Source organism: Vibrio sp. Vb0349 (genome assembly GCF_033338975.1).
In genome coordinates this window covers 1-1,404 of the sequence record NZ_JAWOTS010000196.1, presented here as the reverse complement: position 1 = coordinate 1,404, position 1,404 = coordinate 1, and the positions used below count along the sequence as shown (strand labels likewise).

Annotated in this window: 2 protein-coding genes; both read left to right on the top strand. The window is 47.6% G+C overall.

Annotated features, from left to right (window positions below; all coding sequences use genetic code 11):
- Positions 1-129: 129 nt before the first annotated feature.
- Positions 130-1,083, top strand: coding sequence for a M23 family metallopeptidase (locus tag R7Q47_RS24490; RefSeq protein ID WP_005455166.1), 954 nt, complete (start codon positions 130-132; stop codon positions 1,081-1,083).
- The coding region (locus tag R7Q47_RS24485; RefSeq protein WP_318089834.1) for a polymer-forming cytoskeletal protein at positions 987-1,404 on the top strand (418 nt) is incomplete at its 3' end. The genes R7Q47_RS24490 and R7Q47_RS24485, both read left to right, overlap by 97 nt.

The following is a 1,404-nucleotide window of genomic DNA, read 5'->3' as shown; positions in this document are numbered from 1 at the left end:
AAATATCGGAAAACGGCTCACGACCTGACACTTCTTTCCAATTTGCCTCTGGCAGTCCCCTGTGGTTTTCCTTACAGTCGAGCTCACTCAGTGACGAGGCTTATACCAGAATACGATCATTACGACATGATGAAAGACCAACTGACGATCTCGATATCAACCATCAATGGCTCCAAGCATTGGTATTTCAGTAAACGGATGCAACGCAACCTAAAAACCTTTTTAGGGCTATTTGTACTGACTTTGGCAGCTACCGCCATTCTCATAAACCATCTCTACGCGCGGGTCGATAGCGCAGCGATGAAACAAGCGCAGCTCACCGAGCACTCACGCAGCATGGGCGAAGAGCTCAGTACATTAAAGGCGTTGAAGTCTGAACTAGAAAACGACCTTTCTGAGCGAGAGGAGCGGGTTCAGTTGGTTTCCGAGCGCTTAGGCGAGCTAGAAAAAGTGCTTGGCGTGGATAATCACGCCACCAATGAAGATTTGGATACTCGATTAGATTCAGCAGCGATCACTTCGAATGTACGAACGCTGATGCTCAATCAAATTCCAAACGGTTCGCCAGTGGGTAAAGTTCGACTTTCATCCGGTTTTGGCAAACGTATTCATCCTGTCACCAAGGTAGCGAAAATGCACCGCGGATTAGATTTCGCGGTGAACATCGGAACAAAAATTTATGCCCCTGCCGATGGCGTGGTGGAAGTCACTCGTCGCAGCAATACCGGCTCTGGCAACTTTCTGAGGCTACAGCACTCTTTCGGTTTTACCAGTTCTTACTCGCACTTAAAGAAATTCAAAGTGCAAAGCGGCCAATTCGTAAGAAAAGGCGATTTGATTGGGATTTCTGGCAACAGTGGGCTCTCTTCTGGCCCACATCTGCACTACGAAGTGCGCTTTGTGGGACGAGCATTGAACCCAAAACCGTTTGTTGATTGGAGCCTTAATAATTTTGAAGATATCTTTACTAAGGAGCGAAAAATACGATGGGAATCTTTGATAAAAACCGTGGAACAACGAGTAGCTCAGCAGCTTCAACTCTCATCGCCAAAGGCTGTACTGTTAGCGGAGAACTCAAAGTAGAAAACGACGTCCAGATTGACGGCATCGTCGATGGTCAACTGAATGTCGAAGGCACGTTAGTCGTTGCAGAAAGCGGTAGAGTCACTGGCGATGTGTATGCCAAGCAGCTGATCATCAATGGTATTCTGGACGGAAACTGTCACGCAGAGCACATCCAAGTACTCACTAAAGGCCGTGTCAGTGGTAAAATCTGGAGCAACAATCTGAGCATTGAACCGGGCGGTAAGTTCTTCGGTGAAGCAGCAGAATTGCCAGAAAAAGAAGTGGTCAGCCTGAAAGGCAAAGTGCAAGAAAGCGCAACGGCGAAAGACAACAGCGCCA